At 73.3% G+C, this 25809-nt stretch carries 19 protein-coding genes; 13 read left to right on the top strand and 6 right to left on the bottom strand.

Features of this window, described 5'->3' with window-relative positions; all coding sequences use genetic code 11:
* Window positions 1–76: 76 nt before the first annotated feature.
* Window positions 77–1222: a uroporphyrinogen-III synthase gene (locus AC067J_RS18210; protein ID WP_478300310.1), complete on the bottom strand. Its 1146-nt coding sequence runs from the start codon at window positions 1220–1222 to the stop codon at window positions 77–79.
* A 390-nt stretch (window positions 1223–1612) separates the two neighbouring features.
* Here AC067J_RS18210 and nirB point away from each other — a divergent pair, with 390 nt between their 5' ends.
* The 3 genes from nirB to AC067J_RS18195 are packed head-to-tail and all read left to right on the top strand — an operon-like array spanning window position 1613 to window position 6065.
* Complete coding sequence (nirB, locus tag AC067J_RS18205) at window positions 1613–4231, top strand: nitrite reductase large subunit NirB (protein WP_478300309.1); 2619 nt, start codon at window positions 1613–1615, stop codon at window positions 4229–4231.
* Window positions 4228–4707, top strand: a complete 480-nt coding sequence (locus tag AC067J_RS18200) for a nitrite reductase small subunit NirD (protein ID WP_478300307.1) — start codon at window positions 4228–4230, stop codon at window positions 4705–4707. The genes nirB and AC067J_RS18200 overlap by 4 nt, the downstream gene beginning before the upstream one ends.
* Window positions 4704–6065, top strand: a complete 1362-nt coding sequence (locus AC067J_RS18195; protein WP_478300305.1) for a nitrate/nitrite transporter — start codon at window positions 4704–4706, stop codon at window positions 6063–6065. Before AC067J_RS18200 ends, AC067J_RS18195 begins: the two co-directional genes overlap by 4 nt.
* Before the next feature lie 235 nt (window positions 6066–6300).
* Here the strand turns inward: AC067J_RS18195 and AC067J_RS18190 are convergent, their stop codons facing one another.
* Window positions 6301–7410 (bottom strand): hypothetical protein, encoded by a 1110-nt coding sequence (locus AC067J_RS18190; RefSeq protein WP_478300303.1) that lies wholly within the window; start codon window positions 7408–7410, stop codon window positions 6301–6303.
* 333 nt (window positions 7411–7743) lie between these two features.
* Between AC067J_RS18190 and AC067J_RS18185 the strand changes: the two genes are divergently transcribed.
* The 5 genes from AC067J_RS18185 to AC067J_RS18165 all read left to right on the top strand — a co-directional run bounded on the left by AC067J_RS18185 (window position 7744) and on the right by AC067J_RS18165 (window position 15541).
* Window positions 7744–8424: a TetR/AcrR family transcriptional regulator gene (locus AC067J_RS18185; RefSeq protein WP_478300301.1), complete on the top strand. Its 681-nt coding sequence runs from the start codon at window positions 7744–7746 to the stop codon at window positions 8422–8424.
* Between the two features lie 178 nt (window positions 8425–8602).
* On the top strand, window positions 8603–9244 hold the full coding sequence (locus tag AC067J_RS18180; RefSeq protein ID WP_478300299.1) for a universal stress protein: 642 nt from the start codon (window positions 8603–8605) through the stop codon (window positions 9242–9244).
* Window positions 9241–9636 (top strand): hypothetical protein, encoded by a 396-nt coding sequence (locus tag AC067J_RS18175; RefSeq protein ID WP_478300297.1) that lies wholly within the window; start codon window positions 9241–9243, stop codon window positions 9634–9636. The genes AC067J_RS18180 and AC067J_RS18175 overlap by 4 nt, the downstream gene beginning before the upstream one ends.
* A 644-nt stretch (window positions 9637–10280) precedes the next feature.
* Entirely contained in the window at window positions 10281–10691 is a 411-nt protein-coding gene (locus AC067J_RS18170; RefSeq protein WP_478300295.1) for a Pepco domain-containing protein, read from the top strand.
* Window positions 10692–10711: 20 nt separating this feature from the next.
* Window positions 10712–15541, top strand: coding sequence for a caspase family protein (locus AC067J_RS18165; protein WP_478300293.1), 4830 nt, complete (start codon window positions 10712–10714; stop codon window positions 15539–15541).
* A gap of 247 nt (window positions 15542–15788) precedes the next feature.
* Here the strand turns inward: AC067J_RS18165 and AC067J_RS18160 are convergent, their stop codons facing one another.
* Together AC067J_RS18160 and AC067J_RS18155 are read right to left on the bottom strand one after the other, a co-directional pair.
* Complete coding sequence (locus AC067J_RS18160) at window positions 15789–17414, bottom strand: alpha/beta hydrolase (protein ID WP_478300291.1); 1626 nt, start codon at window positions 17412–17414, stop codon at window positions 15789–15791.
* A gap of 371 nt (window positions 17415–17785) precedes the next feature.
* Complete coding sequence (locus AC067J_RS18155; RefSeq protein ID WP_478300289.1) at window positions 17786–18718, bottom strand: IclR family transcriptional regulator; 933 nt, start codon at window positions 18716–18718, stop codon at window positions 17786–17788.
* 321 nt (window positions 18719–19039) lie between these two features.
* Between AC067J_RS18155 and AC067J_RS18150 the strand changes: the two genes are divergently transcribed.
* From AC067J_RS18150 to AC067J_RS18135, 4 genes are all read left to right on the top strand, one after another.
* A complete protein-coding gene (locus tag AC067J_RS18150; RefSeq protein WP_478300287.1) occupies window positions 19040–20350 on the top strand; it encodes an extracellular solute-binding protein in 1311 nt (436 codons plus the stop codon).
* Window positions 20351–20382: 32 nt separating this feature from the next.
* Window positions 20383–21360, top strand: a complete 978-nt coding sequence (locus tag AC067J_RS18145) for a carbohydrate ABC transporter permease (RefSeq protein WP_478300285.1) — start codon at window positions 20383–20385, stop codon at window positions 21358–21360.
* Window positions 21357–22205, top strand: a complete 849-nt coding sequence (locus AC067J_RS18140) for a carbohydrate ABC transporter permease (RefSeq protein ID WP_478300283.1) — start codon at window positions 21357–21359, stop codon at window positions 22203–22205. Before AC067J_RS18145 ends, AC067J_RS18140 begins: the two co-directional genes overlap by 4 nt.
* A 129-nt stretch (window positions 22206–22334) precedes the next feature.
* Window positions 22335–22937: a nucleotidyltransferase domain-containing protein gene (locus AC067J_RS18135; protein WP_478300281.1), complete on the top strand. Its 603-nt coding sequence runs from the start codon at window positions 22335–22337 to the stop codon at window positions 22935–22937.
* On the opposite strand, the gene AC067J_RS18130 is transcribed toward AC067J_RS18135, so the two are convergent.
* Window positions 22891–23643, bottom strand: a complete 753-nt coding sequence (locus AC067J_RS18130) for a VOC family protein (protein ID WP_478300279.1) — start codon at window positions 23641–23643, stop codon at window positions 22891–22893. The two genes, AC067J_RS18135 and AC067J_RS18130, sit on opposite strands and share 47 nt — an antisense overlap.
* 157 nt (window positions 23644–23800) lie before the next feature.
* Window positions 23801–24442, bottom strand: coding sequence for an alpha-ketoglutarate-dependent dioxygenase AlkB (locus tag AC067J_RS18125; RefSeq protein WP_478300277.1), 642 nt, complete (start codon window positions 24440–24442; stop codon window positions 23801–23803).
* Window positions 24443–24606: 164 nt separating this feature from the next.
* Between AC067J_RS18125 and AC067J_RS18120 the strand changes: the two genes are divergently transcribed.
* Window positions 24607–25656 (top strand): M4 family metallopeptidase, encoded by a 1050-nt coding sequence (locus tag AC067J_RS18120; RefSeq protein WP_478300275.1) that lies wholly within the window; start codon window positions 24607–24609, stop codon window positions 25654–25656.
* The last annotated feature ends 153 nt before the right edge of the window (window positions 25657–25809 follow it).

The following is a 25809-nucleotide window of genomic DNA, read 5'->3' as shown; positions in this document are numbered from 1 at the left end:
GGAAAACCGGGGAGACCGCGGCGGCCGGGGGGACCGCCGAGGCCGGGCGCGGCGGCCGGTCGGAGCCGGGCGGCCATCAGTCCGCCGCCAGACGGTAGCCGCGCTTGGGCACGGTGCGGATCAGCCGGGCGTGCGGCCCGAGCGCCGCCCGCAGCCGGCCGACCGCCGCCTCGACGGCGTGCTCGTCGGCGGCCGCGTCGGCCCAGGCGGTGCGCAGCAGGTCGGCGCGGCTGAGGACGTGGCCGGGGCGTTCGGCGAGGGCGCGCAGCACGGCGGCTCCGCGCGGGCTGAGCCAGTGGCTCTCGCCGCCGACCAGGACGGCGTTCCCCTGGAGCGTCAGGACCTCCCCGCCCAGGGCGAGTTCGCGGCGGCCGCGACCGGGCAGGGTCTCCGCGAGCAGGCGGACCAGCGAGCCCAGCCGCCCCCGTTCGGGGAACTCGGCGGGCAGGCCCAGGTCGGCGAACGGCCGGGCGCACAGCGCGCCGACGCAGACCGGCAGGACGTCCCCGCGCAGCGCGTCCAGCAGCTGGTCGCGCAGGCCGTCGGCGGCGGCCGTCTCGACGAAGGCGGTGACGGCGGGCGCACTGGTGAAGGCGAGGGCGTGGACCTGGCGGCGGACCGTCTGCTCGACCAGCCTCCGGACCGGGGCCGGGTCGTCCGGCGGCGCCCAGCGGTAGACCGGGACGGAGATCACCTCGGCGCCGCGTTCGCGGAGTGCCGCGGCGAAGGCGTGCAGCCGGACGCCGTGCTCCTGGACGGCGATCCGGCAGCCGGCGAGCGGCCGGGCGAGCAGCCAGGTCAGCAGTTCGTCGGTGGCCTCGGAGCCGGGGGAGAAGCCCTCGCCGAGGCCGCTGGCCCGGACCGCGCCGGTGGCTTTGGGGCCGCGGGTGAGGACGACGGCGTGCCGGCAGGCCTCGGCGAGGGCGGCGCCCCGGCCCCAGCCCTCGGCGGCGCTCATCCAGCCGCGCCAGCCGACGCCGGTGGTGGCGACGACGTAGTCGAGCGGGGCGGCCAGGCACTGCTCGGTGGCCTGGCGCAGGGCGAGGTCGTCGGCGAGCGGCATGATCCGCAGGACGGGCGCCTCCACCACCTGGGCGCCGCGCCGGGTGAGCAGCGCCACCAGCTCGTCGCGGCGGCGTGCGGCGGTCACCCCGATGGTGAAGCCGGTGAGGGGTCCGGGCCGCGGGGTGGGGCGCGGTCCGGTGAGGGTGGTTGTTGCCATGGCCGAAAGGGTGCGGTCCGCTGGTTACGGGCCGATTGCCCGCCGGTCACCTGCGCGTTAGTGAAACGGCTGCTCCGGTTACGGCGGATGTCCTGCGGCGCACCACGGGTGCCGGGCGGTGTGAGGTATGCGTGCCGCGCGCGCAACACGGCGGACCCGGCGGCGAAACGACGGGCGGCCACATTTTCTGCCATGACCTCCGCCGCCGCCCCCGCCACTCCCGCGGCCCGCCCCACCGCTCCCACCGTCCCCGGGGCTCCCGTCGGCTCCGTCCCCGCCCCGGAACCGACCCCCGCCCGCGGGTGAGCGGCTCCGGCCCGCACCCCCACCCCCCTCCACCCGTCCCACCGCCCCGTCCCACTGCCCTGCACCACCCCGAGGAGTCACGCCATGACGTCGCACACGCCCGACCGGCCGCGGGACCTCGTCCTGGTCGGCCACGGCATGGTCGGCCAGCGCTTCCTGGAAGCCTGGACCGAGCAGCCGGGCGCCGACCGCTGGCGGGTCACCGTGCTCGCCGAGGAGCCCCGCCCCGCCTACGACCGCGTCCACCTCAGCTCGCTGTTCGACGGCCGCAGCGCCGAGGACCTCGCGCTCTGCCCGCCCGGCTTCCTCGCCGAGCACGGCATCGACCTGCGGCTCGGCGACCCGGTCGCCGCCGTCGACCGGGCCGCCCGCACCGTCACCACCCGGGCCGGTCACGTGTTCCGGTACGACGCCCTGGTGCTGGCCACCGGCTCGGTCCCGTTCGTGCCGCCCGTACCCGGCCACGACGCCGCCGGCTGCCACGTCTACCGCACCATCGAGGACCTGGACGCGATCCGGGCCGGTGCCGCGCACGCCGCGACCGGCGTGGTGGTCGGCGGCGGGCTGCTCGGCCTGGAGGCGGCGGGCGCGCTCCGGGCGATGGGACTGGCCACCCACGTGGTCGAGTTCGCGCCCCGGCTGATGGCCGTCCAGGTGGACGAGGGCGGCGGCGCGGTGCTCCGCCGCAAGATCGAGGACCTCGGCGTCACCGTCCACACCGCCGCCGGAGCGAGCGGTGTCGCCACCGGCCCGGACGGCGGGGTGCGGGCGCTCACGCTCTCGGACGGCCGCGAACTCGCCGCCGACCTGGTGGTGTTCTCCGCCGGCGTCCGCCCCCGCGACGGGCTCGCCCGCGACTGCGGCCTCCCGGTCGGCCCGCGCGGCGGCGTCGTCGTCGACGAGCGCTGCCGCACCGAGGACCCGGCGGTGCTGGCGATCGGCGAGTGCGCCCAGGCCGCCGACGGCCGCGTCTACGGGCTGGTCGCCCCCGGCTACCAGATGGCCGAGACCGCCGCCCGCGAGCTCGCCGGCCGCCCCGGTGACGGCTTCACCGGCGCCGACACCTCCACCAAGCTCAAGCTGCTCGGCGTCGACGTGGCCAGCTTCGGCGACCCGCACGGCACCGCCGACGGCGCCCTCGACGTGCTGTACAGCGACGGCCGGCTGGGCGTCTACCGCAAGCTGGTGATCGGCCACGACGGCGCCCTGCTCGGCGGTGTCCTGGTCGGCGACACCGAGTCCTACGGCGTCCTGCGGCCGCTCGCGATGGCCGGCAAGCCGCTCACCACCCCGCCCGAGCAACTGGTCCTGCCGGCCGGGTCCGCCGCCGCCGGCCCGGTCGCGCTGCCCGACGACGCCGTGCTCTGCTCCTGCCACAACGTCACCCAGGGCGCCGTCCGCACCGCCGTCCGCGACCAGGGCTGCGAGACCGTCGCGGCCGTCAAGAAGTGCACCCGGGCCGGAACCGGCTGCGGCAGCTGCCTCAAGCAGCTGGCCACCGTGGTCGGCGAGGAGCTGACCGCCGCCGGCACCGCCCCGCAGACCGGCCTCTGCGAGCACTTCCCGCAGACCCGCGCCGAGTTGTACGAGATCGCCCTCGTCACCGGCGCCACCAGCTTCTCCGCGCTGGTCGACCGCCACGGCACCGGCGAGGGCTGCGACATCTGCAAGCCGACCGTCGCCTCCATCCTCGCCAGCCTCTCCAACGGCCACATCCTGGACGGCGAACAGGCCGCGCTCCAGGACTCCAACGACCACTTCCTCGCCAACCTCCAGCGCAACGGCTCCTACTCGGTCGTCCCCCGGGTACCCGGTGGCGAGATCACCCCCGACGGCCTCATCGCGATCGGCGAGGTGGCCCGCGACTTCGGCCTCTACACCAAGATCACCGGCGGTCAGCGGATCGACCTCTTCGGCGCCAACGTCGACCAGCTCCCCGCCATCTGGCGCCGCCTGGTCGACGCCGGGTTCGAGTCCGGGCACGCCTACGGCAAGGCGCTGCGCACCGTGAAGTCCTGCGTCGGCGAGACCTGGTGCCGCTACGGCGTCCAGGACTCCGTCGCCCTCGCCATCGAACTGGAGCTCCGCTACCGGGGGTTGCGCTCCCCGCACAAGCTCAAGTCGGCGGTCTCGGGCTGCGCCCGCGAGTGCGCCGAGGCCCAGAGCAAGGACTTCGGCATCATCGCCACCTCCGCCGGCTGGAACCTCTACGTCGGCGGCAACGGCGGCATGACACCCCGCCACGCCGACCTCCTCGCCGCCGACCTGGACCGCGATACCCTGATCCGCACCATCGACCGGTACCTGATGTTCTACATCCGCACCGCCGACCGCCTGGAGCGGACGTCGGTCTGGCTGGAGCGGCTGGAGGGGGGCCTGGACCACCTGCGGGCGGTCGTCCTCGACGACTCGCTCGGCATCGCCGCCGAGCTCGATCAACTGATGGACCGTCACATCGGGTCCTACCAGGACGAATGGGCCGCCACCCTGGCCGACCCGGACCGCCTGCGCCGCTTCGCCTCCTTCGTCAACGCCCCCGGTACCCCCGATCCGGCCGTCACCTTCGTCCCCGAACGCGGCCAGATCCGCCCCGCCCGCCCCGACGAGGCCGGGCGCGTGCTCGCCACCCCCGTCACCGTCCCCGTCCACGCCCCCGCTCCGGTCCTGGTGGCCGGTCCCCGACTGGAGGTGCTCGCCAAGTGACCGTGGAGATCCACGACGGCAGCCGCTGGCAGCCCGTCTGCACCCTCGACGACCTGCAGCCCGGCCGCGGCGTCGCCGTCCTCCTGGCCGCCGCCGACGACGGCGCCGACGCCCAGGTGGCCCTCTTCGTCGACCGCGCCGGAGCCCTGCACGCCGTCGACAACCGCGACCCGTTCAGTGGTGCGTACGTCCTCTCCCGGGGCCTGCTCGGCAGCCGCGCCGGCCGGCCCACCCTCGCCTCGCCGATGTACAAGCAGGTCTTCGACCTCACCGACGGCCGCTGCCTCGACGAGGACACCGCCCCCGACGGCAGCCCCGCCGTGCTCAGGCTCTGGCCCGTCCGCACCAACACGTCGCACACTGCTCCGGGCACCACATCGAGCACCACATCGGACATCCCTTCGGACATCCCTTCGGGCACCGCTCCCCGCACCGCTCCGCACACCGCCCCCATACCCCGGGAGGACCAGGCATGAGCACCGCCGTCGACACCCCGCCCGCCCGCGCCACCAGAGCCGGCGCACCGACCATCACCCACTGGGACCCGGAGGACACCGAGTTCTGGGAGCGCACCGGCGCCCGCACGGCCCGCCGCAACCTGGTCTACTCCGTCGCCTCCGAGCACATCGGCTTCTCGGTCTGGAGCCTCTGGTCCGTCCTGGTGCTCTTCCTCGGCCCCGAGTACCACATCGACCCGGCCGGGAAGTTCACCCTCACCGCCCTGCCCACCGCACTCGGCGCGGCGCTCCGCCTCCCCTACACCTTCGCCGTCGCCCGCTTCGGCGGCCGGACCTGGACGGTGGTCAGCGCGCTGCTGCTGCTCGTCCCCACCTCGCTCGCCGCGCTGATCCTCACCCCCGGCGTCTCCTACGGCACCCTGCTCGCCGTGGCCTGCGTCGCCGGCGTCGGCGGCGGCAACTTCGCCTCCTCGATGGCCAACATCAACGCCTTCTACCCGCACCGCCTCAAGGGCTGGGCGCTCGGCATCAACGCCGGCGGCGGCAACCTCGGCGTCCCCGCCGTCCAACTCCTCGGCCTGCTCGTCCTCGCCACCGCCGGGGCCGGCCACCCGCGGCTGCTGCCGCTGCTCTACCTCCCGCTGATCGTGCTCGCCGCCGTCGGGGCCTGGCGGCGGATGGACAACCTGCCCGCCACCCCGCGCGGCGCCGACCGCTCGCTGCGCGAGGTCGCCCGCGACCCCTACGGCTGGGCCGTCTCCACCCTCTACATCGGCACCTTCGGCTCGTTCATCGGCTTCGGCTTCGCCTTCGGGCAGGTCCTCCAGGTGCAGTTCCACGACCGCTTCGACACCCCGGTCAAGGCGGCCGCGCTCACCTTCCTCGGCCCGCTGCTCGGCTCCCTGCTGCGCCCGGTCGGCGGCCGGTTCGCGGACCGCTGGGGCGGCGCCCTGGTCACCCTGGTCACCTTCGTCGTGATGGGGGCGGGCACCGCCGTCGTCCTGGCCGCCTCACGGGCGGGCTCGCTGCCGCTGTTCCTCTCCGGGTTCATCCTGCTCTTCGTGCTGAGCGGCATCGGCAACGGCTCGACGTACAAGATGATCCCGGCCCACTACGAGGGCCTCGCCCGCACCGCCGTCGCCGCAGGGGCCGACCCGGCAGCGGCCGAGGCCGCCGGGCGCCGCCGCACCGCGGCGCTGATCGGTCTGGCGGGCGCGATCGGCGCCTTCGGCGGGGTGCTGGTCAACCTGGCGTTCCGTCAGTCCTTCCTCGCCAGCCACAACGGCGACGCCGCGTACCTGGCCTTCCTCGCCGCGTACCTGTTCTGCTCGGCGCTGACCTGGCTGGTCTGGCTCCGGCCCCGCGCCCGCCGCTGACGGCGGCGGCACGGCGACGCCCGGAGGAGCGCCGTCCGGCGTGAAGTGGGCCTTCGAAGTGGCCCTCCGAAGTGGGCCGTTGAGTCGGGCCGTTGAGTCGGACCGTTGAGACGCGCCCTTGAGTCGGGCCGTTGAGTCGGGCCGTTGAGTCGGGCCCTGGATGCGGGCAGCATCCAGGGCCCGAGGCCGTTCACGTGTGCCGGCGGCCGCCCCGTTCACGCCGGGGTCCGGGTCGCTAGCTGTGGGTGGTCGACCCGCAGGCGGCGGCGGGCAGCAGCAGGAAGCCGTGGCTGCGGACGGCGGCCTTGGCGGCGTTGTCGGTGCAGATCCACCCGGTGACGCTGAAGATGTCGCGCAGGGCCCGCGCGTGCGTGTCGGTGTCGTTCCACTCGGGGGCGCGGACGGTGTTGTAGAGGATGTAGGCGTACGGCGACGCCCCGAACGGGGCGTTGATGGTATTGAAGGCGTTGATCGGCTGGATTCCGCCGAGGGCTCGCGGGACGAGGGCCCCCGGCTCGTCGCCGGGGCCGGTGTGACCGCCGTACGCCTGGCCGAGGTAGCGGCCGACCGAGTAGGGCACGATGGCGTTCGGGTCGTGGAGGACGGGATCGGTGCCCTGGTTGTCCCGCTCGACGACGGAGACGCACGAGTGGTCCGTCCAGTTGTCGTCGAGCAGGATGCCGTAGTAGTTGATGATCTTGAGGAAGAGGTTCGTGGTGTCGGTCCCGTAACCGCCCGCCCCGGACTGGTCCACCAGGAAGTGGCCGGCCAGGACGGGCCTGATGGTGGCGTTCGGCAGCGACGGGCTGATCTGCTGCCAGTTGGTGATCTGGCAGGCGTAGATGGCGCCCAACTGGGCCGGGGTGAGGTTGGCCGGGGCGTTGCCGCCGGTCGGGGCGGCCCAGCTGACGGCGTCCTTGGCCATCGCGACGAACAGCGTGCTCGTCGGGTCGTCCACCCGGGGGAGACGGGTGTCCCGGCTGAAGTCGAGGGTGCGGCTGGTCGTGGCGTTGAGCGCCGTGATGCCCGCGCTGGAGTTGAAGGGGCGGGCGATGGTGTCCGCTCCCGTCTTGGGGGTGATCTGCGTCGACCCGGTGGCGTCCCAGCTGTACAGCCGCGGCGAGGTGGTGTCCCCGGCGGCCGTCAGCGCGGCGTTGTAGTCGGTGGAGAGCCCGTTGAACAGCGACTGCGTCACCGACGACCCGACGCCGACGATGTCGACGGCCTTGGGCGGGGGGACGGGGATCGGCGCGGGCGGGTCGGCGAGCGCGGGCGCGGTGGCGGCGAGGGCCAGCGTGCAGGCGAGCGCGAGGGCCGAGGCGGCCCGGGTGGCGAGGCGGCGCATGGAGGCAACTCCTTCACGGAGGGCGGTGGTCGGTGATCCACCGGTATCCTCGGCGGGCCCTGCGGAAGGCCGGAAGCCCCGGGCGGACCGGCCGGCCGGAGCGCCCGCAGGTCACCCCGGGTCGGTCGGCGAGCCTGTCGTCGCCTGTTCTTCCACCGGCCGCCTCGCGGTCGGCGTCAGGCCACCGCCACGGAGGCGTCGCGGTCGCGCTGCCGGGTCCGCCGGGACGTAGGGACGCCGGGACGTAGGGGCGTAGGGGCGTCGGGTGACTCCGGCGGGGAGGCCCGGGCGGCGATTCCGGTGGAAAACGCCCAGGTTGCTAGGGTCGGGGGTATGGCAGCGAGCGGCGCCGGCGGCGCGAACCCCCCGGGGCGGTTGCGGCGCGACGCGCAGCGCAACCGCGATCTGCTGCTGGCCACCGCCCGCGACCTGTTCGCCCGGCACGGGCTGGACGTGCCACTGGACCAGATCGCCAAGGAGGCGGGCGTCGGCAACGCCACGCTCTACCGGCACTTCCCGACCCGCGAGGCGCTGATCGGCGAGGTGTTCGCGGACGCGGCGACGCTGCTCGGCGACGCCGGCGCGGAGGCGCTGGCCGCCGAGGACGCCTGGGGCGCCATCGAGCGCTACTTCGAGCGGATCTTCGAGCTCGTCGCCGCCGACCGCGGCATCAACGACCTGGTCACCCAGGCCATCCCCACCGTCCCCGGCATGATCGAGATCAGCCGGCGGAACGCCGAGACGGTCGGCGCGCTGGTCTCCCGGGCGCAGCAGCAGGGCACCATGCGGGCCGACGTCGTGACCATGGACCTGCTCTTCATGCTCGGCCCGCTCTGCCGCGCACTGCCCGCCACCACCGACCTCCGCCCGGACCTCTGGCGCCGCTACCTCGCCCTGCTGCTCGACGGCTTCCGTGCCCGGGCCACCCACCCGCTGCCGGTCCCGCCGATCGGGGACGAGTACCTGGACAAGATGTTCGCGGACCTCTGGGAGGCGGACGGCCCGGTCACCTGAGCGCCGGCCGTCCGTGTCCGAGGAGCGCCGCCGTCCGCCGCCGCGTCAGGAACCCGTACGGACGGCCGCCCCCCGCGTCAGGAGTCCGTCAACGAACGGCCCGACCCCCTCCGCCGGGGCTTGGCTGGAGCTGAGCACCAGAACCAGCGAACAGTCAGCCGGAAGGACGGACAGGGCCATGGCGGACAACGGCGCCGGCACCTACGCGGACGAGCCGATCGGCCTCCCGATCGGCCCGTGGAACGAGGCGGCGGGGAACGGGACGGCCCGCAACGAGACGGCCAGCAACGAGACGGCCTGGAACGAGGCGGACGACGACGGCCGGGGCCGGATCGTGGTCGGCGTCAGCGGCTCGCTCGGCAGCTTCGCCGCCCTCCACCGCGCCGTCGCCGAGGCCCGCCGCCTCGACGCCGAGGTCCTCGCCGTGCACTGCTGGACCCCGGCCGGCGGCGAGTTCGGCTACCGCCGCTCCCCGTGCCCGCCGCTGCTCACCGCCTGCCGCGACGCCGCCGCCACCCGCCTGCGCGAGGCCCTCGACCAGGCCTTCGGCGGTGCCCGGGCGGACGTCCGGCTGCGCAGCGTGGCCGTCCGCGGCGAGACCGGGCAGGCCCTGGTCCACTGCGCCGACCGGCCGGGCGACCTGCTCGTCCTGGGCGCCGGCGGCCGGGGCGCGCTCGCCCGCGCGCTGCGCCCGTCCGTCACCGCCTACTGCGTCCGGCACGCGACCTGTCCGGTGCTGGCCGTTCCGAAGCCACCGCTCCAGCGCGAGCTGGAGGCCCTCCGGCGCCACCACCGCGTCCGGCTGTCGGTGACGGCATGAGCACCCGGCTCACCCCCGCGATGTCCGGCGCGGTCGCCCTGACCGCCTCCGCCGCCCTCCTGCCCGTCCTCGCCGTGCTCGGCGAACTCCGGTCCACCTGGGTCGCGTGGGCCGCCTACGCCGTGCTGTGCGCCGCGGTCGGCCGTCGCTCGCGCCCGGCCGCCGCCCCGCTGGTCGGCCTGGCGGCCTGGCTCTTCCACAACGGCTTCGTCGAACACCGCCACGGCGCCCTCGGCTGGTCGGGCCTCGCCCCGGAGTGCGGCCGACTCCTCCTGTTCACCGCCGCCGCCCTCGCGGTCTCCGTCCTGGCGGCCCTCCGCCGCGCACGCCGCGACCGGCGGCCGCACCCGCGCGACCGGCGCCCCGGAGGCCGGTACGGTCTCACGGCCTGAGCGGCGGCCGTCCCGAGCGGCCGTCCCGAGCGGTCGGGGCGGGGTGGTCGCGGGCGGGGCGGCGGCCATCCGGGGTTCTCCCGTGGTTCGGACGGGTGTTCCGGGCTGGTACTGTTCTTCTCGTCGCGAGGGAGATGATCTCTCGTCAGGCGTCAGTGGTGCTACCAGAGCACGTCCTACTTTCAGTAGGGAGAGTCCGTGCGACCCGGGCCTGGCGCTCCGAGTCGGGCGGGGCCCGGTACCTGTGAAGGTACCGGGCCCCGTTCGCGTTTTCCGGGGCTCGGGAGCGGGGCGGCCGGGTTTCGCCGCAGGGGCCCTGACCTGCTAGTCTTCTTCTCGTCGCGAGGGAGGGAATTCCTCGTCAGGCGTCAGTGGTGCTACCAGAGCACGTCCTACTTTCAGTAGGGAGAGTCCGTGCGACCCGGGCCTGGCGCTCCGAGTCGGGCGGGGCCCGGTACCTGAGAAGGTGCCGGGCCCCGTTCGCGTTTCCCCGGTTCCCGGTCCTCCCGGCCCTCTCCGTCCTTGCACCTCTCCGTTCTCGCCGTTGCCGTCGCCGGTCGCCCCCTGGCCGGCGGCGTTCCGGTCTTCCGGCGGAGGGCCTCGCGGCTCCCCTATGATGTGTCAACTCGCTGACAGGCAAGGGGATGGGGAACTCGGTGTTCGAGCAGGCGAAGGAATCGGGCGCGACGGTCGGCACGGTCGGAGCGGGCGGCGACGGCGTGAGGGCACTCGACTTCCTGGTCTCCATCGACGACACGGAGCGGGAACGGTCGGCCGCGGTGGGCGAGAAGGGCCTGTTCGGCAGCCGCCGCGACGGAGCGGCGGGCGAGGCCTCCGTCCGCAGCATCCCGGTCTCCGTCCTCCGCGAGAACCTGCAGCGGACCGTCGACGGCCTCCAGGCCGTCCTCGGGGAACTCCGGGTCCCGGAGGGCGGCATGCCGCTCAAGCAGGCCCAGGTCGCCTTCGAGGTCACCGCGAGCGGCGGCATCACCCTGGTCGGCACCTCGGCGCAGGTGGCGGCCAAGGGAGCCATCACGCTGACGTTCGGCTCCTGAACCGCCTCCCGGCGCAGACGATGAACGGATCCTTCCGCGCCCTGCTGATCGGCGTGCCCGAGTACCGCGACAGCGCGATCCCCGACCTGCCCTTCGTCGCCGACGACATGACGGAGCTGGCCGACGCACTGACGTCGGTCGGCTACGAGGTGGCGGTCCACGATCCCGGTGAGACGGACCGGGACGGGATCGACGCGGCCGTCGAGGAGTTCTTCCAGACCGCGGCCGAGGGGGAGACCCTCCTGCTCTGCCTGAGCGGCCACGGCATCCACCACGGCGGGGTGGACTACCTGGTGCCGAGGGGCGCCCGGACGAGCGCGCACGACTTCCCCGCCAAGTGCCTCTCCCTGGACTTCGGCCCGTACGTCGAGCGGAGCCTGGCCGGGGACGTCGCGGTGTTCGTCGACGCCTGCCGGGAGGGCATCACGCTCAAGAGGATGTCCGTGGGCAACGCCATCCGCTGGTCCGACATGGAGGTGGACCGGATCGGCGACCGGCACTACGGCTACGTCTACGCCTGCTCGCCGGGGGAGTCGGCGCGGTACTTCGCGGAGCCGGGCACGGCGTTCAGCTTCTTCTCCCGGGCCCTCGGCAAGGCGGTGGCGGACGAGGACGGCCCGCGCACCCTGGGCGAGTTGAGCGGGCGGCTCCAGCAGGAGCTGGACCGGCTGAGCGTCGAACACGGCGTCGACCGCCAGCGGGTCCGGATCCGGACCGAGACCGGCCTCGACGACTTCGTGCTGTTCGAGCGGCCGGAGCGTACCTCCCAGGAGGAGGACGGCGAGCACCCGTGGGTCGACCTGGTCGGCGAGCACCCGGCCTGGACGCTCGCCGGGGACGGCCGGGGGGCCGAGGCGATGCGCGAGGCCGCGACCGCGCTGGTCGCGCGGCTGGCCCGTGAGGCGGACCGCGACAAGCAGCAGCTCGGCGCCGATCCGTGGCAGGTCTCCGACCTCGCGGAACGGATGACCGGCCGCCTGGGCTGGCTGCTGTCGAAGGTGCTCGCGGTGGAGAAGCCGGCAGTCGCGGCGGAGAAGTCGGTACCCGCGGAAGAGGAGCCGGCACTCTCGCCGGCCGAGGCGTTCCTCCTGGCGGTCGTGCCGTTCCTGCACGTGGCCGCCGCCAACCGCGCAGCGGTCCAGGCCCTTCCGGTCGGTCCCGCCGACCTCGCGGCAACGGCGAATCCGTCCCAGGAACGGGCGGGGTACGAGCAGTTCACCGCCCGCCGGGCGCGGCTGGTCCGCCGTGCGGCCCAGTCCGCGAAGGCCGGCGACGACGCCGGCGCGGCCGGGATCGCGTGGTGGCTGTTCCGCCAGTGGCTGGCGCAGGAGCCGGGCGGGCACTACCAGCAGATCGTGGCCGACCTCCGGGGCCCGGTGGAGTGCCTCACGGAGGGAGTCGGCGCCGACGCCGATCGCCGGCTGATCGCCGGCCTGTTCGAACTCGGCACTCTCGACACCCTGTTGCGGGCGCTCCGGACCAGCTACGACCCGACCACGATCCGCCCGGTGCGCCAACTGGCCGGCTCCACCGTGGCGGAGCAGAACGTGCGGGAGCAACTCCTGGTCGCCCTGCTGACGGTGGCACACCACCTGGCGATCGACCCGCTCCGGCTGCCGGACGTGGTGGTGGACCACCTCGGGATCTCCTACGCGGTCGACCTGGGCGAGCTGCACCGGACGCTCCTCGGCGCCGGCTGGGAGACCCGCGGCCGGACCCGCGTGCTCACGGCGGCCTGCCACCACCCCGCCGTGGGGCTGGCGTTGCGAGAACACGCCGCCTCGCTGGACGCCCTGCTGCGGGCGATCGACATCCAGACGGGCAGTGACCCGCAGCTCGCCCCGCTCCACGCCCTTCCGCCGCACGCGACCGCCGACCAGGTCCGTGCCGCCGTCGACGCGCAGGGCAGGCCGGTCTACGAGTCGACCGGCCTGCGGTTCCGGCTCGCCGACGACCGGATCCAGGAACTCCTGATGGGTGAGCAGCTCTACGGGGACCCCGCGCTGGCGATCCGCGAGCTGTACCAGAACGCGCTCGACGCCTGCCGCTACCGCGAGGCCCGGACCGAGTACCTCCGGCTCCAGCGCCCGCGCCTGTCGAAGTGGTCGGGGCGGATCGACTTCGAGCAGGGGGTCGACGAGCAGGGCCGCGCGTACATCGAATGCCGCGACAACGGCATCGGCATGGGCGAGCGCGAGCTGCGCGAGGTGTTCTCGCACGCCGGCATGAGCTTCGCGGACCTTCCCGAGTTCGTCGACGAGCGTGCGGCCTGGCGGGCCGAGGGCATCGACTTCCATGCCAACAGCCGTTTCGGCATCGGGGTCCTGAGCTACTTCATGATCGCCGACGACATCGTGGTGCGCACCTGCCGCCTGGACCGCGAGGGCCACCCCGGGAAGTGGCTGGAGGTGCACATCGCCGGCCCGGGCTCCCTCTTCCGGATCCGCGACCTCGGCCGCGACTACGACGCCGGCACCTCCGTCCGTCTCTACCTGCGCAGCCCCGACACCGCCCCGTCCTGCACCGACCTGCTGCGGCGGCTCCTCTGGCGTTCGCAGTACACCGTGACGGCGCGGGGCGAGGGCGAGGGCGAGCCCCTGCGCTGGGAGGCGGGCGAGCTCTCCTCGGTCGCGCCGCTGGGGGCCAAGGACCCCTACGAGCAGGACGCGATCCGGGCGTCGGACGCACGGGTCGATGCGACCGGCCGGGCCGACGTCTGGTGGGTGAACGGCGGCGGCGGTGTGCTGGCGGACGGCCTCTGGGTCGGCCTGCCGCTGTTCGGCGCGGTCGTCGACCTCGGCGGGGACAACGCGCCCCGCCTCACCGTCGACCGACGGGAGACGCTGTCGTACGACACCGGCCACGTCGCGGACGTCCTGCGCCAACAGATCCCGGCACTGCTCCGTCCGGACGCCCGGGTGCTGGACCACGCCTGGCTGTCCGAACTGGTCGACCACGACCCGGAACTGGCCGACGCCGTGGCCGAGGAGGCGGCGGCCCGGCGGTTCGTCCTCTGGACACTGGGCGGGTTCTCGGCGGACAGCGCTGTGGCCGGGTGCTTTCCGTTCGACGCCGACCTCCTGCGCTCGGGCTCCTTCGCGCCGGCCGACACCCCTGATCACATCGCCGAATGGCGGGCCCTGGCGTGGGTCGCGGGCGGGGCCTTCCCCGACGTGGCTCCGGTCCGGTCGGCATCGGTCGTCCGTGCCCGCCCTTCGGACTACCACCTGCTCAACCAAGTGGCCAATGCCTCCCGTTCGTCCGACGCTGACGGACCCGACGACAGGATCGGGAGCAACTGGTTGACGCCGGGGGAGCCCGTCCCACTGGGCCATGTGCTGTCCGTCGCCGACCGGCGGAGGATCCCGTGCCGCGACGTGTTGGAGAGACTCGCGGAGTTCGGTCTGGGTACCGCCGACGGTGTCGCGGTACCCGAGGTCGTGGAGCCCGAGGACCTGCTCCTCCTGAGCCGGGACCTCGAAGGGCGGTGGCCGTGGTTGAGCCACACTGCACCGGTCTCCACGGCGCATGTCCTGCGCGCCGCCGACCGGTTGGGGCGTGCGCCGTCGGCGGTGGTGGCGCGGTTGGTGGAGCTGGGCTTCCGGTTGCCGGAGGGAGTGGTCGTCCCGGAGACGGTCGACCACGGCGACCTGATCATGGTCAGCAGGGACCGCGACGGGGTGGCGCCGTGGCTGGACTACTCCGAGCCGGTGCGGGTGGGTCATGTCCTGCGGGTCGCGGACCAACTGGGGTGTGCGCCCGGGGTGGTGGCGACGCGGTTGGTGGAGCTCGGCTTCCGACCGGAGAACGGTCCGGTCGCCCCCGGGTCGATCGAGCCCGACGACGAGGTCATTCTTGACACGAGGTCCGACATGCCCTGGCAGGGGGCCGGGTCTGAGGGCCGGTTGTGGCTGGGACACGCCCTCTCGGTCGCGGACCGGTTGGGTTGTGCGCCGCCGGTTGTGGTGGCGCGATTGGCCGAGTTCGGGTACGAGCCGCCGGAGGGAGTGGCCGTCCCGGAGACGGTCGACTCCGACGACCTGCTCATGCTCAGCAGGGACCGCGACGGGGTGGCGCCGTGGCTGGGCTACGCCGGGCCGGTGCGGGTGGGTCATGTCCTGCTGGTCGCGGACCGGTTGGGTTGTGCGTCGTCGGTGGTGGTGGCGCGGTTGGTGGAGCTGGGCTTCCGGTTGCCGGAGGGAGTGGTCGTCCCGGAGACGGTCGACCCCGACGACCTGGTCATGCTCAGCGATCGCCTCGATCTGAAGGAGCCGTGGCTGCGCTCGGAGGATCCGCTACGGCTGGGACACGTCTTGGCCGCGGCCCAGCGATTGCGTCGTGAGCCGGCTGAGGTGGTGGCCCGGTTGGCGGAGTTCGGGCACCGGCTGCCGGAGGGCGTCCGGGTGCCCAGGACGGTGGAGGCCCTGGACCTGGCCATTCTCGGGGCCGACCTCGAAAGTCATCGGATGGGGCATGGGGACGTCGTCCCGCTGGGACGAGCACTCGGCATCGCGCGGCGGCTGGGTTGCGAACCGGCAGTGGTGCAGGCGCGGGTGGTCGAGCTCGGCCTCAGGGTCTCGGGGGTGTGGATCTTCCCGGACCCGGTGGAGGCCGACGACATCGACCTGCACCGGGTCCGTCCCAGCCGCGGTGAGTGGCTCGATCACAGTCGACCGGTCTCGCTGGCGCACATCCTGGGAGCCAGCCACCGGAAGCGCAGTCCTGCCGAGGTGGCACAGCGACTGAAGGCCTACGGCCTCACCCTGTCCGCCGACGTCACCTATGAGTCGCCGGCCGCGGACCAGGCAGCCGGGACCGGGGCCGATCCCGTGCGCGAGCCCGTCACCTGACGTCCCCTCGTGGTTCGGGCACCTGCTCTGACCTGGTAGTGTTCTTCCTGTCGCGAGGGAGATGATCTCTCGTCAGGCGTCAGTGGTGCTACCAGAGCACGTCCTACTTTCAGTAGGGAGAGTCCGTGCGACCCGGGCCTGGCGCTCCGAGTCGGGCGGGGCCCGGTACCTGAGAAGGTACCGGGCCCCGTTCGCGTTTCCGGGGCCGCCGGGGTGTGCGGTTGCGGCGGGCCGTGGGCCGCGGCGGCTAGCGGAGGACGCCGCGGACGGCCTCCGGGTCGGTGGGTGCCGGTGGCGCGGCCTCGGGTGCGGCCTTGCCGGTGAGGCTCGGCGGCGGCGTCACGTAGACCGGGTCGGGTTCGGCGCCGGGGGCGCAGGTCTTGGCGATGCGGCCGTTGCCCTTGGGGAGGCTGCCGTCGCGCAGGTAGGCGGTGAAGGTGTCGTCCAGGCAGGCGTTGCCGTGGAAGAGGACCTCGTGGAAGCTGCCGCCAGTCTGGACGACCAGCTTCGAGCCGGGCAGTGCGTCGCGCATGGCGAGGCCGCCCTCGTACGGGGTGGCGCCGTCCTCGGTGGCCTGGAAGAGCAGGACGGGCGGCAGGCCCTTGCCGGTGATCTTCAGGCGGCCGGCCGGGTTGCCCTGGTAGGGCCAGAACATGCAGGCGGCGTTGTACCACATGTTGTTATAGGTGTAGAAGGGCGCGACGGCGTCGACCTTGGCCTGGTCCTTCTTCCAGAACTCCCAGTCGCGCGGCCAGGCGTTCTCGGTGCACTGCACCGCGTTGTACGCCGGGAAGGCGCCGTCGTCGTCGCCGGGCGCCGCGTAGCGGTTGTAGGCGATGTTCAGCGGCCGGGTGTCGTTCTGCGTGAGGTAGGCGGAGAGCACGGTGGCCATCCGGGGCCAGCGCAGGAAGTTGTAGCCGCCGCCGTAGAAGGTGTCCGCGAGTTCGGCGGGGCCGATCCTGCCGGGCGCCGGGGAGGCGTCCACCGGTGCGGCCCGGAGCGCCGCCTCGACCTGGTAGTACGCCTTCTTGACGGCGGCGGCGTCGGTGCCGAGGTGGTAGACCGCGTCGGCCTTGGCCGTCCAGGCGGCGAAGGCGTCGAAGCGGCGCTCGTGCGCCTTGTCCTGCAGGATGTTGTGGTCGTACCAGGGGGTGGTCGGGCCGACGATGCTGTCCAGCACCATCCGCTTGACGCGCGAGGGGAAGAGCTGGCCGTAGGTGGAGCCCAGCGAGGTGCCCCAGGAGCCGCCGTAGAAGCTGATCCTGGGCGCGCCGAGGGCCCGCCGGATGCTGTCCAGGTCGCGGGCGTTGTCGACCGTGGTCATGTGCGGCAGCAGCCAGGACCAGTCGGCCGCGCAGTCGGCGGCGTAGCCGGCGGCCTTCGCCAGCCAGGCCTTCGAAGTGCCCTGGCTGACCTGGTAGTCGGGCCGCTGGGCGTCGAAGTAGTGGGGGTCGCAGGTGACGTGGGGTTCGCTGGCGTTGGTGCCGCGCGGGTCGAAGCCGATCCAGTCGTAGGTCGAGGCGACGTCCTGCGGGATCCGCTCGGTGATGTAGGCGGGCATCCAGAGTCCGGAGTTCCCGGGGCCGCCGGGGTTGAGCAGGATCGGGCCCTGCTGCTTGTTCCGGGGGGCGGTGGCGGGGAGCCGGTTCAGCATGATCTTGATCTTGCGGCCGTGGGGGTCGGCGTAGTCGACCGGTACGTCCAGCAGTGCGCACTGCAGCGCGGGGGTGGCGGCGTCGTTGCAGGAGCTCCAGACGAGCCTGCCCTGCCCGGTGTCCTCGGGGGCGGCGTCGTCCGGTGCGGCGTTGGCGGTTGCTCCGCTGAGGGCGGCGACGGCTGCGGCCGCCGAGAGCAGAGCGGTGAGTTTTCTCATGGGGAGCATCATGTGACATGTGCAATGGCACAACCAGGGAGCTGACGAGACGTTACCGAGCTGTGATTGGAGGGTAGTTGGGCCCGGTCGGTGGGCCGTCGTCCGGGGTTCTCCCGTGGTTCGGACGGGTGTTCCGGGCTGGTAGTGTTCTTCCTGTCGCGAGGGAGATGATCTCTCGTCAGGCGTCAGTGGTGCTACCAGAGCACGTCCTACTTTCAGTAGGGAGAGTCCGTGCGACCCGGGCCTGGCGCTCCGAGTCGGGCGGGGCCCGGTACCTGAGAAGGTACCGGGCCCCGTTCGCGTTTCCGGGCCGGGTGAGGCAGGGTCGGGCCGGCCCGGGGGCGGGCCGGATGCCGCCGCCTGGCGCCCGGTCAGACCACCGGGCGGTCGGAGCCGAGTTCGCGGGAGATGCGCAGGCCGACCTGGGCGACGACCGGGCCGAGGGCGCGGACGCGGGCGGCGGTCATCCGCGAGGTGAGGCCGGAGACCGAGAGGGCGGCGGTCACCTCGCCGGTGTGGTCGAAGATCGGGGCGGCGACGCAGCGGACCTCGGGCTCGTTCTCGCGGTCGTCGATCGAGTAGCCGCGGGCACGGATCCGGGCGAGGTCGGCGCGCAGGTGGGTCTCGTCGGAGATGGTCCACGCGGTGACCGGGCGCAGACCGGCGGCGACCACCTCGGCGACCGCCTCCTCGGGCAGCCAGGCGAGGATCGCCTTTCCGGTGGCGGTGCAGTAGGCGGGGGCGCGGCTGCCGACCCGCGAGGCCATCCGGACGTTGGTCTCGTCCTCGACCTTGTCGAGGTAGACGATGCCGGGCGCCTGCCAGACCGTGAGGTGGACGGTCTCGCCGGCCTCGCGCTGCAGCCGGCGCAGGTGTTCGGCGGCGACGCTGCGCAGGTCGAGGGTGGAGAGGTAGGCCTGGCCGAGCCGGAGCGAGCCGTGGCCGAGCCGGAACCACCCGGTCTCCCGGTCGCGGTCGAGCAGGTGCTCGTCGAGCAGCGGTCCGGTGAGCCGCAGGACCGTCGACTTGTTGAGGTCGAGCGCCTCGGCGAGCTGGGCGAGCGGGACGCCGCGGCCGTCGCCGTGGTCGCGGACGTAGCCGAGGACGGACAGCGCGCGGCGCAGGGACGACGACTGGTTGCGCTCGCCGGCGGTCTTCCGCGGCTTCTCGGAGCCGCCGGCCGGGGCGCTCGCGGCCGGGCCCGCGGGGGCGCTCGGGGCGCTCGCGGCCGGGCCCGCCGAGGTGCCGGCCGGGCCGCCCACCGGGCCCGCGCTGCCGGCCGCGCTGACCGCCTTCTCCGTCATCGGTCCGTTCCCCTCTCGTTCCGCCACCGGACTGCGGCGGTTGTCGAACCGTACCCCGTTGCACCTCGGTTACCGCTTTTTCGATACAGCGTTGTGCATTGCAAAACTTCCCGAACGGCCTCTTGTTGGCCGCGATCGCCCGCGCCTAACGTCCGTGGCATCGAGCAGGCGACGCAGCCCACCCGAGCGGTCGCTCTGCCGTACCCCCACATCAATGCGTTCACGCACCCACCATCGGCCCCGGTCAGGGCCTGCTTCGACGTGCCCGTCCCCAGCGGCGCACGTCTCGGCGGCAACTGTCGGGAGGGGAGGTCTCCACCCATGCGAATCGTCAGACTGACCGCCGCGGCCACCGCCCTCGCCGCCACCTGTCTCGCGGCGGCCGCCTGCTCGCCCGGTACCGCGCTGCCGGCCGGCGACAAGGCGGGCGACGACAAGACCGGCACCCTGCAGGTCTGGCTGTACAACGAGGCCGGCAACGCCGCGAAGGAAGCGGTGGTCGGCAAGGCGGTCGCCGAGTTCCAGGCCTCCCACCAGGGCGTCACCGTCAACGTCAGCTACATCGACACCGACGCCTCCGCCCGCGCCGCCAAGATGAAGGGCGCGTTCAACGACCCCAACAGCGCCCCGGACCTCGTCGAGTTCGGCAACACCGACCTGCCGGGCTACGTCGCGGCCGGCGGCCTCGCCGAGATCGGCGCCGACCTCGACAAGTGGAAGGAGAAGGGCGACCTCGACCCGGCGATCGCCAAGACCGCGGTGCTGGACGGCAAGACCTACGGCCTCCCCTGGTGGGTCGCCGTGCGGGCGCTCTACTTCCGCACCGACCTGTTCACCGAGGCCGGCCTCGCGGCCCCCACCTCCTACGACGAACTGGTCGCCGCCACCCAGAAGATCCACGCCGCCCACCCGGACACCTTCGGCATCGCCGTCGGCGGCAAGTACACCTTCGGCGCGCTCCCCTTCGTCTGGGACGCGGGCGGCGACATCGCCACCAAGGAGGGCGACAAGTACAAGCCCTCGATCGACTCGGCCGCCTCGCAGGCCGGCATCAAGCGCTACACCGACCTCTTCGGTGACAGCGGCTGTCCGGTCCAGCAGTGCGCCGACCTCACCGGCGGCAAGACCGTCGACCTCTTCGCGGCCGGCAAGTCCGCGATGGCGATCCTGCCCAACTCCAGCCGCAGCAAGGTCGACGCGGGCCCGGTCAAGGGCAAGTACGGGGTCGTCCCGCTGCCCGGGGAGAAGGTCGGCTCGATCGCCCCGGCGTTCGCCGGCGGCAACAACCTCGGCGTCATGAAGGCGGCCAAGCACCGCACCCTGGCCGTCGAGTTCGCCGAACTGCTGGCGAGCCCCGCGTACCAGGAGCAGATGTACGACGCGATGGGCAACCTGCCGACGCTGAAGTCGGTCAACGGCAAGGTCACCGCCAAGGACGCCTTCCTGAAGCCGTTCACCGACACCATCGCGGCCGGCACCAAGTTCGTGCCGCTGGACCAGGGATGGGCGCAGATCGACGCGCAGGCCGTCATCCCGACGATGCTCCAGCAGATCGTCACCGGAAAGGCGGACGTGGCGAAGGCCTCGGGCGACGCCGCCACGCAGATCACCTCGGCCTTCGCGGCCCACTGATCGCCGGCCCCGCGAGAGAAAAGGTCCCGCACGTGTCCGCATCCACCACGACCGCCCCGGCGGCGCCGTCCTCCCCGAGCGGGCGGCGCCGGGGCACCGGCCCGGCCGCGCCCCCGCGCGGCCGGCGCCGCCCCCCGCTGCTGCTCCTGCTGCCGGCCGCGATCATCATGATCCCGCTGGTGGCCTACCCGATCTACCAGCTCGGCCTGCTGTCGGTGCTGGACTTCGGACAGGCCCAGGCCTCCGGCGGCGTGCCGACCAGCTTCGTCGGCTTCGGCAACTACCGGACGATCCTCGGCGACGCGCAGTTCTGGTCGGTGCTGACGCAGACGCTCGGCTTCGCCGCGTTCTGCGTGGTCGCCACCCTGGCGGTCGGCGCCACCCTCGCCGTCCTGCTGACCAGGGTGGGCCGGGTCTCCCGGCTGGTGCTGACCACCGCCGCCATGGCGGCCTGGGCGGCCCCGGCGATGACCGGTTCGACGGTGTGGAGCTTCCTCTTCGACACCAACCTCGGCCTGGTCAACAAGACCCTGGTGAGCATCGGGCTCGACGGCTTCCACGAGTTCAACTGGTTCTACGACAAGTGGACCGCGTTCCTGATCGTGGGCGCCGTGGTGGTCTGGCACTCCTTCCCGTTCGTCATGGTGACGCTCTACGCGGGCATCAAGGCGATCCCTACCGAGGTCCTGGAGGCCGCGGCGCTGGACGGCGCCGGCACCTGGAGCACCTTCCGCCGGATCACCGCCCCGATGCTCCGGCCGATCCTGACCATCGTGGTGATCCAGTCGGTCATCTGGGACTTCAAGGTCTTCACCCAGATCTACGTGATGACCGAGGGCGGCGGGATCGCCGGCCAGAACCTCGTCCTCAACGTGTACGCCTACCAGAAGGCGTTCGCCTCCTCCCAGTACGGACTCGGCGCGGCCATCGGCGTCATCATGCTGCTGGTCCTGGTGATCCCGACGGTCCTCTACATCCGCTCGCTGCGACGGACGGGGAATGAACTGTGAACACCCGTAGCCGCCGGCGGCTCGCCGCCAACTCCATCGCCCTCCTGGTGGCCCTGGTCACCGCGTTCCCGATCTTCTGGATGGTGCTCTCCGCCTTCAAGCCGAAGGGCGAGGTCCAGTCGCTCGACCCACGGCCGTGGACCGCCCACCCGACGCTGGAGAGCTTCCGCCAGGTGCTCAGCGTCGACGGGTTCGGCCGGTACTTCGTCAACAGCCTGGTCATCGCGCTGTCGGTGGTGGTGCTGTCGGCACTGGTGGTCTTCCTCGCGGCGGTCGCGGTGACCAGGTTCAAGTTCAGGTTCCGCACCACCATCATGGTGATGTTCCTGATCGCCCAGATGATCCCGGTCGAGGCGCTGACCATCCCGCTGTTCTTCATGTTCCGCGACGCGGGCCGGCTCGCGCCGGGCATCGGACTCAACACCCTGGCCTCGCTGATCCTGGTGCAGCTGGCGTTCTCGCTGCCCTTCGGGATCTGGATGATGCGCGGCTTCGTCGCCGCCGTGCCGGTCTCCATCGAGGAGGCCGCGCAGATCGACGGCGCCAGCCGGTCCCGGATCCTCTGGCGGATCCTGCTGCCGCTGGTCGCCCCGGGCCTGGCCGCGACCAGCGTGTTCTCCTTCATCGCGGCCTGGAACGACTTCGTCTTCGCCAAGACCTTCATCATCAGCGCGACCGAGAACCAGACCCTCCCCTCCGCGCTGCTGGTCTTCTTCAAACCGGACGAGAACGACTGGGGCGGCATCATGGCGGCCTCGACGCTGATGACCGTGCCGGTGCTGATCTTCTTCATCGCGGTGCAGCGCAAGCTGGTCTCCGGCCTGGCCGGCGCTGTGAAGGACTAAGGCGCGTCCTGCCCTAGGGCCGGACGGGCCCCGGGGGCTTCGGCCCCCGGATCCTCGCCCCCTCCGGGGGTAATGCCGCGACGGAGGAGTCGGGGCGGGTGTAGCGTCCCGATCATGGAGGTGGGGTCCATGAACCGGGAACGTGCCGACGGGCAACTCGCCCAGATCGCCGAGACGGTGGGCCTTGCCCACCGTCTCGGCATTCGCGTCTGGCTGCGCGGGGGCTGGGCGATGGACTTCTTCCTCGGCGAGCTCACCCGCGACCACGAGGACATCGACTGGTTCGCCCCGGCCGCCGACGCCCCCGCGCTCGCCGCCGGCCTGCGCGAGCTCGGCTACCGTCCGCTGGACGGCCCACCGCCGGACCAGCAGCTCGACTTCGTCAAGGACGGCCTGGAGTCCGGCTTCGCGCTGGTCGAGCCGCTGCCGGACGGCCGGGCGCTGGCCGCCGGCGGCCCCTGGGCCGGGACGGCCTGGCCGGACGGGCTGCTGGACGGCCCGGTCGGGCGGCTCGCCGGTGTGGAGTGCCCGGTCGTCGGCCCCGAGGCGCAGATCGAGATCAAGCTGATGATGCCGGTCTGGGACTCCCGCCGGCCCCGGCGGGCCAAGGACGCCGAGGACGTCGCCCGGCTGCGGGCGGCGCTCGGCCGGCCCCCGGCGGCGCGGGGGGAGGGGGCTCGGCGGCTCAGGCCGCCAGGGGCGCCACCGCCGGCGGGACGCCGATCAGGGTGAACGCCGCCCCGCCGTCGTCCCGGACCACGGCCCGCCGCCCGAACGGGGTCGGCTGCGGTCCGGCCAGCACCACGCCGCCCAGCTCGCGCACCCGCCCGGCCGCGAGGTCGGTGTCGGCCGCGCCGAAGTGGACGCTCCAGACGGACGGGGAGGCCTCCTGGTCCCGGTCGATCCCGCCGGCCACGGCTCCGCCGACCCGGAACACCGTGCCGCCGTCCGCACCCGTCGCGTACTCGTACCCGAAGACCCGCCGGTAGAAGTCCCGGGCCGCGTCCGGGTCGGGCGAGAGCTGCTCGCTCCAGCTGAACGCGGACGGCTCGTCGACGAGGCCGGCGCCCTGCCAGAGCAGTCCCTGCCGGAGCCCGAACACCGCCCCGGTCGGGTCGGCCGCGACCGCCGCCCGCCCCTGCTCGGGCACGTCGAACGGTCCCCGGACGATCCGCCCGCCGGCGGCCCGGACCTGCTCGGCCACCCGCTCGACGTCCGCCACCGCGAGGTACGTGGTCCACGCCCGGCCCTCGTCCGCCGGCCGTCCGACCAGTCCCGCGACCTGTGCCCCGCGCAGCGTCGCCACCGTGTAGCCGGGCAGCCCGACGTACTCCCACCCGAACAGCCCGCCGTAGAACCGCCGGGCCCGGGGGAGGTCCGGTGCGGCCAGCTCCACCCAGCACGGGACGCCCTCGCGGTACCTGCCCGCCTTCGGCATGCCGCCCTCCTCGCCGCCGGAACCAGCCGGGCCCCGTGGCCAGCCTCCGCTCCCGTCCGGCGCCCGGCAACCGGACCGGGCCGCCGGGCGCCGTCGTCGGGACACCCGCGCCCCTCACCTCGGAGCACCCCGCGCGCCTCGGAGCACCCCGCGCGCCTCAGAGCACGCCGCGCGGCCGGAACTGGATGCTGATCCGCGGCCCCACCGGCCTGGCCGTCTTCGGCACGGCGTGCTCCCAGGTCCGCTGGCACGAGCCGCCCATCACCAGCAGGTCCCCGTGCCCGACCGGGTGCCGCACGACCGGTCCGCCGCCGCCCCGGGGGCGCAGCAGCAGTGCCCGCGGTTCGCCGGTCGAGACGATCGCCACCATGGTGTCCTCGCGCGCGCCGCGCCCGATCCGGTCGCCGTGCCAGGCCACGCTGTCCCGCCCGTCCCGGTAGTAGCAGAGCCCCAGGGTGCGGAACGGCTCGCCCAGCTCGGTCGCGTAGTGCGCGCTGAGCGCCGCCCGGGCCTCCCCGAGCACCGGGTGCGGCGGCTGGTCCTCCTCACCGTAGGAGGCGAGCAGCCGGGGCACGTCGACGGTCCGCTCGTACATCTCGCGCTGCTCCGCCCGCCACGGCACCTCGGCGGCCAGCCGTTCGAACAGCTGGTCCGCCCCGTGCAGCCATCCCGGCAGCAGGTCCACCCAGGCCCCCGCGCCCAGCACCGTGCGCCGCACGCCGGCCAGCGGCCCGAGGGAGATCCCGGCCCGGCCGGCGTCGTCGAACAGGGAGGCCTGGAGGGGGAGCGGGCTGTGCATGGGGCCAGCGTACGCCGATATCGAACATGTGAGCGAAGTAAATTCGACGGCGCGGTGCTGCGGAGCGTCGGGCGGGGTCGTCCCGTCGCACCGAGGCTTGAGCCATCCCGCCATCACGGACGCGTCGAGCGACAAAGTGACTACCCTGTGTCACATTTCTGCCCATGGAGACCACCGCTACCTTCTGCACGATCGTCCCGCCACACATCCTCGACAAGCTCGCCCAGTCCGAGGACCCCGCCGTCAGCGCGCCCGCCCGGCGCACTCTCGAACTCGACTCCCTGCGGCGAACCCAGCGCAGGACCAGCCCGGGTCGCGGCGCGTCCGCTCCGGCCGGCACCCCTTCCGACAAGGCGCAACGCACCATCTACGACGCCGGCCGGCAGGACACGGTGCCCGGCACGAAGGTGCTCGCCGAGGGCGACCGGCCTGCCGAGGACCAGGTGGTCAACCGGGCGCACGCCGGGCTCGGGGCGGCCTTCGACTTCTATCTCCACGCGTACGGGCGGCACTCGATCGACGACTGCGGGCTGCCGCTCGGCGCCACCGTCCACTACGGCAACGAGTACGGGAACGCGTTCTGGAACGGTGAGCAGTTGGTCCTCGGTGACGGCATGGGGGAGGTGTTCCTCGACTTCACCCGGTCGCCGGAGGTCATCGGCCACGAACTCACCCACGGCGTCGTGCAGTACACCGCCGACCTGGACTACGACGGGCAGGCGGGCGCGCTCAACGAGTCGATCTCGGACGTCTTCGGCTCGCTCGTCAAGCAGTACGCGCTCGGCCAGACCGCGGACCAGGCCGACTGGCTCATCGGCGCCGGACTGTTCGGCCCGGCCGTCCGAGGATCCGCGCTGCGCTCCCTCAAGGCCCCGGGCACCGCCTACGACGACCCCCGGCTCGGCAAGGACCCCCAGCCGGCCACCATGGACGACTACGTCAGGACCGGTCGCGACGACGGCGGCGTGCACATCGACTCCGGCATCCCCAACCACGCCTTCTACCTCGTGGCCGGCGCCCTCGGCGGTTATGCCTGGGAGCGGGCCGGAAAGATCTGGTACGCCACGCTGACCGGCGGCGAGCTGGCCCAGGACGCCGGCTTCGCGGACTTCGCCCGGCTGACTGTCACGACTGCTCGAAGCCTGTTCGGCGAAGGCGAGGAGATCCAGGCGGTCCTCAGGGCGTGGTCGCTGGTCGGGGTGCCCTCCGCGTAGGACGGAGGACGGGCGGGGGCGGAGGTGGCGCGTGCGGCGATCCCTCCGACCCCGCGAGCAGGCCACTCGCCGACCCCGGGTGAGGTCGCTCAGCCTTCGGTGCGACAGGGCGGAGGCCTGGACATGTGGATCCCGGGCACATCCCGGGCACAT

Source organism: Kitasatospora sp. NPDC042419, assembly GCF_056437345.1.
The sequence above is the reverse complement of the archived record's forward strand: the minus strand, read 5'-3'. Positions and strand labels throughout refer to the sequence as shown.

Bases quoted from the DNA above. Each gene is read 5' to 3' on its own strand.
- AC067J_RS18210 (WP_478300310.1), bottom strand. From the start codon at position 1,222: ATGGCAACAACCACCCTCACCGGACCGCGCCCCACCCCGCGGCCCGGA.
- nirB (WP_478300309.1), top strand. From the start codon at position 1,613: ATGACGTCGCACACGCCCGACCGGCCGCGGGACCTCGTCCTGGTCGGC.
- AC067J_RS18195 (WP_478300305.1), top strand. From the start codon at position 4,704: ATGAGCACCGCCGTCGACACCCCGCCCGCCCGCGCCACCAGAGCCGGC.
- AC067J_RS18190 (WP_478300303.1), bottom strand. From the start codon at position 7,410: ATGCGCCGCCTCGCCACCCGGGCCGCCTCGGCCCTCGCGCTCGCCTGC.
- AC067J_RS18185 (WP_478300301.1), top strand. From the start codon at position 7,744: ATGGCAGCGAGCGGCGCCGGCGGCGCGAACCCCCCGGGGCGGTTGCGG.
- AC067J_RS18180 (WP_478300299.1), top strand. From the start codon at position 8,603: ATGGCGGACAACGGCGCCGGCACCTACGCGGACGAGCCGATCGGCCTC.
- AC067J_RS18175 (WP_478300297.1), top strand. From the start codon at position 9,241: ATGAGCACCCGGCTCACCCCCGCGATGTCCGGCGCGGTCGCCCTGACC.
- AC067J_RS18170 (WP_478300295.1), top strand. From the start codon at position 10,281: ATGGGGAACTCGGTGTTCGAGCAGGCGAAGGAATCGGGCGCGACGGTC.
- AC067J_RS18165 (WP_478300293.1), top strand. From the start codon at position 10,712: ATGAACGGATCCTTCCGCGCCCTGCTGATCGGCGTGCCCGAGTACCGC.
- AC067J_RS18160 (WP_478300291.1), bottom strand. From the start codon at position 17,414: ATGAGAAAACTCACCGCTCTGCTCTCGGCGGCCGCAGCCGTCGCCGCC.
- AC067J_RS18155 (WP_478300289.1), bottom strand. From the start codon at position 18,718: ATGACGGAGAAGGCGGTCAGCGCGGCCGGCAGCGCGGGCCCGGTGGGC.
- AC067J_RS18150 (WP_478300287.1), top strand. From the start codon at position 19,040: ATGCGAATCGTCAGACTGACCGCCGCGGCCACCGCCCTCGCCGCCACC.
- AC067J_RS18135 (WP_478300281.1), top strand. From the start codon at position 22,335: ATGAACCGGGAACGTGCCGACGGGCAACTCGCCCAGATCGCCGAGACG.
- AC067J_RS18130 (WP_478300279.1), bottom strand. From the start codon at position 23,643: ATGCCGAAGGCGGGCAGGTACCGCGAGGGCGTCCCGTGCTGGGTGGAG.
- AC067J_RS18125 (WP_478300277.1), bottom strand. From the start codon at position 24,442: ATGCACAGCCCGCTCCCCCTCCAGGCCTCCCTGTTCGACGACGCCGGC.
- AC067J_RS18120 (WP_478300275.1), top strand. From the start codon at position 24,607: ATGGAGACCACCGCTACCTTCTGCACGATCGTCCCGCCACACATCCTC.